Source organism: Actinomadura bangladeshensis (assembly GCF_004348335.1).
Taxonomy (GTDB): Bacteria; Actinomycetota; Actinomycetes; order Streptosporangiales; family Streptosporangiaceae; genus Spirillospora; species Spirillospora bangladeshensis.
Genome location: NZ_SMJW01000364.1, coordinates 1 through 5,976 on the forward strand (window position 1 = coordinate 1; position 5,976 = coordinate 5,976).

Sequence of the window (5,976 nt, forward strand, 5' to 3'; positions counted from 1 at the left end):
CCCCCGATAGGCATGACCGCCGCGGCCGAGGAGGAGGGCGGCGGACGGCCGGGGCCACGGGAGCAGGTGGTCGCCGCCGTCGGGCTGCTCGACCGGCCCCTCACCTCCTACTACCTGGTGCTGGGCTGCTCGATGATGCTGCTCGCGCTGGGCCTGACGATGGTGCTGTCGGCCTCCAGCGTGAAGCAGCTCCAGGCGACCGGGTCGGCGTACACGCTGTTCCAGAAGCAGGCCGTGTGGGTCGCCATCGGGCTGCCCGGCATGTGGCTGGCGTCCCGGCTGCCGGTGAAGACCTTCCGCGCCCTCGCCTACCCGATGCTGCTGCTGTCGATCGTGTGCCTGGCGCTGGTGCTCGTCCCGGGGCTCGGCCGCAGCGCGGGCGGCGCCACCCGCTGGGTCGACCTCGGGCCGGTGCAGATCCAGCCGTCCGAGCTCGCCAAGCTGGCCCTCGTGCTGTGGGGCGCCGACCTGCTGGCCCGCAAGGACCGGCTCGGCCAGCTCACCGAGTGGCGGCCGCTGCTCGTCCCGCTGATGCCGGGCGCCGGCGTCCTGGTCCTGCTGGTGATGCTCGGCAGCGACCTCGGCACGACGCTGGTGCTCCTCACCATCTTCCTCGCGCTGCTGTGGGTCGTCGGCGCGCCCGGACGGCTGTTCGTCGGCATCGCCGGGCTGGTCGCGCTGCTGGTGTCGATCCTCATCATCGTCGAGCCGTACCGGCTGCAGCGCCTCACCGGCTACCTCGACCCGTCCGGCAACAAGCTCAGCACCAACTACCAGGGCACCCAGGGGCTGTACGCGCTCGCGTCCGGCGGCCTGTTCGGCACCGGGCTCGGCGAGGGCCGCGCCAAGTGGGACTACCTGCCGCACGCCGACACCGACTTCATCTTCGCGATCGTGGGGGAGGAGTTCGGGCTGGTCGGCACCCTCGTCGTCCTCGGCATGTTCGGGATGCTCACCTACGCCGGGCTGCGGATCGCGCGGCGGGTGAAGGACCCGTTCACCCGGCTCGCCGCCGCGGGTGCCACCGCCTGGATCGTGGTGCAGGCGGTCGTGAACATCGGCGCCGTCATCGCCGTCCTGCCCATCACGGGGATCCCGCTGCCGCTGGTGTCCTACGGCGGGTCGGCGCTCATCCCGACGCTGTTCGCGCTCGGGATGCTGCTGTCGTTCGCCAAGCGCGAGCCCGGCGCGCGGCAGGCACTCTCCGCACGTGGCCCCGGACCCGTCGTGAGGGCTCTAAGCTGGCTGGGTCTGGCACGGCGTTGAAATCCCCCCTTTCGAACACGCTGAGGAGTTGTCAACGAGCATGAGGGTTGTCCTGGCCGGCGGGGGCACCGCCGGACACATCGAGCCCGCCCTGGCCCTCGCCGACGCGCTGCGCCGCAACGATCCGAACACCGGGATCGTCTGCCTCGGGACCGAGCGGGGGCTGGAGACCCGTCTCGTCCCGCAGCGGGGCTATGAGCTCGCGCTGATCCCGCCGGTGCCGCTGCCGCGCACGCTGACCCCGCAGCTGCTGTCGGTGCCCGGCCGGCTGCGCGGCGCGATCAACGCGGCGGCGGCCGTCCTGGACCAGGCCCGGGCCGACATCCTGGTCGGCTTCGGCGGCTACGTCGCCACGCCCGGCTACCTCGCGGCCCGCAAGCGCAAGGTGCCGATCATCGTGCACGAGGCCAACCCCAAGCCCGGCCTCGCCAACAAGCTCGGCGCCCGGTTCACCGAGCACGTCGCCGTCTCGCACGCCGACTCGCCGCTGCCGAACTCGACGTTCGTCGGCATCCCGCTGCGCCGCGAGATCGCCACCCTCTACCGGCTCGCGATGGGCGACAAGGCCCGCTCCTACTTCGGGCTGCTGCCCGACCTGCCCACGCTGCTGATCTTCGGCGGCTCGCAGGGCGCCCGCTCGCTGAACCAGGCCGCGGTGGCCGCCGCACCCTACTTCCGGCAGGCCGGCATCCAGGTGCTGCACATCGTCGGGCCGAAGAACACCGAGGAGCCCGAGCCCGCGACCGGCGGCCCGCAGTACGTCACGATCCCCTACTGCGACCGGATGGACCTCGCCTACGCCGCCGCCGACATGGCCATGTGCCGCGCGGGCGCGATGACCTGCGCCGAGCTGGCCGCGGTCGCGCTGCCCGCGGTGTACGTGCCGCTGCCGATCGGCAACGGCGAGCAGCGCCTCAACGCCGAGCCGATCGTCGCGGCGGGCGGCGGTATGCTCGTCGACAACGCCGAGCTGTCGCCCGACTGGATCGCCCGGAACCTGCTGCCGGTGCTGGCCGACCCGGCCCGGGTCGCGCACATGTCCGAGGCCGCGGGCCGGATGGGCCGCCGCGACGCCGACGTCGCGCTCGCCCGGATGGTGTACGACGTGGTCCGCCAGGCGGGCGCCGCGCGATGAGCCTGATCGACCCGGGGGAGGTCGTGCCGGCCGGCGAGCTCGGCAGGGTCCACTTCATCGCGATCGGCGGCGCCGGGATGTCCGGCATCGCCCGCATCATGCTGCGGCGCGGCATGGCCGTGTCCGGCAGCGACGCCCGCGACTCCGCGCTGCTCGCCCAGCTCGGCGACCTCGGCGCCAAGGTGTTCGTCGGGCACGACGCCGCCTACGTGGGCGACGCCGACACGGTGGTGGTCTCCACGGCGATCCGGGAGACCAACCCCGAGCTGGTCGCCGCCCGCGAGCGGGGGCTGCGCGTCCTGCACCGGTCCGCGGCGCTCGCGTCCCTCATGGCGGGGCGGCGCGCCGTCGCCGTCGCCGGGACGCACGGCAAGACCACCACCACCTCGATGCTGACGGTCGCGCTCCAGCAGGCGGGCGCCGATCCGTCCTACTGCATCGGGGGGCAGCTGGTCACCACCGGTCTCGGCGCGGACGAGGGGACCGGCGACGTGTTCGTCGCCGAGGCCGACGAGAGCGACGGCTCGTTCCTCATGTACACGCCGCACATCGCGGTCGTCACCAACGTCGAGGCCGACCACCTCGACAACTACGGCGGCTTCGAGATGGTGAAGGAGAACTTCGCCCGGTTCGTCGACCGGGTCGAGCCGGGCGGGACGCTCGTCGCCGGCGCCGACGACCCGGTCGCGATGGAGCTCGCCGGCCTCGCGCGGGCCCGCGGGCTGACCGTCCGCACCTACGGCGAGGCCGAGGGCGCCGACCTGCGGGTGACCGGGTTCACCCCGCGCGGCCTCGGCTCCCGGTTCGAGATCGCGGGGGCCGGCGAGGTGGCGCTGGCGGTGCCGGGGCGGCACAACGCGCTCAACGCCGCCGCCGTCGTCGCGGTCGCGCAGGCCCTCGGGGTGGACGGCGCGGCCGTGCGGGCGGGCCTCGCCGCGTTCGGCGGCGCGATGCGGCGGCTGGAGCGCAAGGGCGCGGCGGGCGGTGTCGAGGTGTTCGACAGCTACGCCCACCACCCGACCGAGCTGACCGCCGACCTGGAGGCCACCCGCGACTACCTGGGCGAGCAGGCGCAGGGCGGGCGGATCATCGCGGTCTTCCAGCCGCACCTGTACAGCCGCACCCGGTTCTTCGCCGCCGAGTTCGGCGCCGCGCTCGGCCTCGCCGACGTCGCCGTCGTGCTGGACGTGTACGGCGCCCGCGAGGACCCCGAGCCCGGCGTCACCGGCGCACTCGTCGCCGACGCCGTCCCGGCCGGCACCGAGACCGTGTACGCGCCCGTCCGGGACGAGGTGCCCGGCATCGCGGCGTCCCTGGCCCGGCCCGGCGACGTCGTGATCACGCTGGGCGCGGGCGACGTGACGCAGCTCGGGCCGCTCGTCCTGGACCGCCTCGCCGCGCCGTGAGTGACACGCCGCCGCCCGCGCGGTCGGCGGCGACGGGGCACGGAACTGCCAAGCTTGGGTCATGACCGAGGCGCGGACGGACCGGCGCGCGGCCCCGCCGCGGGAGCCGGACGGCGGGCGCGGCGGCCCGAACCGGTGGAAGGCGATCTTCGTCACCCTGCTGGTCGTCGGCGCGCTCGGCCTGGTGACCTGGGTGCTGCTCGGCTCCCGGCTGCTGGTGGTGCGGCACGTGGAGGTGTCCGGCGCGGGCCTCGCGCCGCGCGACCGGATCGTCGCCGCCGCCGCGATCGACCTCGGCACGCCGATGGCGCGGCTGCGCACCGGCGCGGTCGCGCAGCGGGTGGAGCGGCTCCGCGAGGTCGAGTCGGCGAAGATCGAGCGGCACTGGCCGGGCACGGTCCGGATCGTGGTCCGCGAGCGGGTCCCGGTCGCGGTCTTCCAGCGCGACGGCCGCTACCACCTGCTCGACCGGCACGGGGTGGTCGTGGCCGACGGGGAGTCCCGCCCGTCCGGGCTGCCGACGCTGACGGCCGCCTCGCCGGGGCCGTCCGACCAGGCGACCCGCGCGGCGCTGACCGTGCTGGCCGGGCTGCCGGAACGGCTGCGCGGCGGGCTGGGCGAGGTGGAGGCCACCGGCGCCGAGGCGGTCACCCTGCACATGAAGGACGGGCAGACGGTGGTGTGGGGCGCCGCCGAGCGGGCAGGAGAGAAGATCAGGCTGCTGGACGCCGTGCGGCGCACCGCGGCCGGCCGCGCCATCCGCACCGTCGACATCAGTTCCCCCGAGGTCCTCAAGACCAGCTGATTCCGGCGAAGTGACCGGGGGAAGTGGGCCGGGTGCGTGTGTCGCGGCGCTTCCGGCCGTCCGATGGGGCACGCTGGAACGGTCATGCCGGATCGAGGCGGACGAGGGAGGGGCATGCCGGTGCACGCGGGCCGCCGGACGGGCGGCCGTCCGACGACAACCAGGGCAAACCTGTGCCAGGTGCGACACGCCGGTGGAGTTCGGGGGAGGTTAGTTGACCCTGGCGGTAAGGCCGCCCTACTGTCCGTATCAGTCTTCAGGTTGACATAACTGTAAGCCTCAAGTTGAGGGTGAGGGTTTCGGCCCCGCCCCAGTGCACAGGTCGGGAACACCGCGGCGGCACGGTCGGTCGGACCGGGCAGGGCGGTCGGAGAGAGCGGAAAGGCCCCTCGTCGTGGCAGCACCGCAGAACTACCTCGCGGTCATCAAGGTCGTCGGCATCGGCGGCGGCGGCGTCAACGCCGTCAACCGGATGATCGAAGAGGGTCTCAAGGGCGTCGAGTTCATCGCGATCAACACGGACGCCCAGGCGCTGCTGATGAGTGACGCCGACGTGAAACTGGACGTGGGCCGCGAGCTCACCCGCGGCCTCGGCGCCGGGGCCAACCCGGACGTCGGCCGCAAGGCCGCCGAGGACCACCGGGAGGAGATCGAGGAGGTCCTCAAGGGCGCCGACATGGTGTTCGTCACCGCCGGGGAGGGCGGCGGCACCGGCACCGGCGGCGCACCCGTGGTCGCCAACATCGCCCGCACCCTCGGCGCGCTCACCATAGGCGTCGTCACCCGCCCCTTCAGCTTCGAGGGCAAGCGCCGCGCCATGCAGGCCGAGGCCGGCATCGAGACGCTGCGCGACGAGGTCGACACCCTCATCGTCATCCCCAACGACCGGCTGCTGTCGATCTCCGACCGGCAGGTCAGCGTGCTGGACGCCTTCAAGGCCGCCGACCAGGTGCTGCTGTCCGGTGTCCAGGGCATCACCGACCTCATCACCACCCCGGGCCTGATCAACCTGGACTTCGCCGACGTCAAGTCGGTCATGTCCGGTGCCGGCTCGGCGCTGATGGGCATCGGCTCCGCGCGCGGCGACGACCGCAGCGTCGCCGCCGCCGAGATGGCGATCTCCAGCCCGCTGCTGGAGGCCAGCATCGACGGCGCGCACGGCGTGCTGCTGTCCATCTCCGGCGGCTCCGACCTCGGGCTGTTCGAGATCAACGAGGCCGCGCAACTGGTGTCGAACGCCGCGGCGCCGGACGCCAACATCATCTTCGGCGCGGTCATCGACGACGCGCTCGGCGACGAGGTCCGGGTCACGGTGATCGCGGCGGGTTTTGACGAGGGCCGCCCCGCCAAGCCCGCCCCCGAAC

General features: G+C 73.7%; 5 protein-coding genes. All 5 read left to right on the forward strand.

Translation table 11 applies throughout. The features are described from left to right. The first annotated feature begins 12 nt into the window (after positions 1 to 12). Complete coding sequence (ftsW, locus tag E1284_RS37580) at positions 13 to 1,266, forward strand: putative lipid II flippase FtsW (protein ID WP_131944912.1); 1,254 nt, start codon at positions 13 to 15, stop codon at positions 1,264 to 1,266. Between the two features lie 40 nt (positions 1,267 to 1,306). Beyond that, entirely contained in the window at positions 1,307 to 2,401 is a 1,095-nt protein-coding gene (murG, locus tag E1284_RS37585; protein ID WP_131944913.1) for an undecaprenyldiphospho-muramoylpentapeptide beta-N-acetylglucosaminyltransferase, read from the forward strand. Then, entirely contained in the window at positions 2,398 to 3,807 is a 1,410-nt protein-coding gene (gene murC / locus E1284_RS37590; protein ID WP_131944914.1) for a UDP-N-acetylmuramate--L-alanine ligase, read from the forward strand. The genes murG and murC overlap by 4 nt, the downstream gene beginning before the upstream one ends. A 61-nt stretch (positions 3,808 to 3,868) precedes the next feature. Beyond that, positions 3,869 to 4,612 (forward strand): cell division protein FtsQ/DivIB, encoded by a 744-nt coding sequence (locus E1284_RS37595; protein ID WP_131944915.1) that lies wholly within the window; start codon positions 3,869 to 3,871, stop codon positions 4,610 to 4,612. Positions 4,613 to 5,006: 394 nt separating this feature from the next. Continuing rightward, positions 5,007 to 5,976: cell division protein FtsZ (gene ftsZ / locus E1284_RS37600; protein WP_131944916.1), on the forward strand; the 970-nt coding region annotated here is incomplete at its 3' end.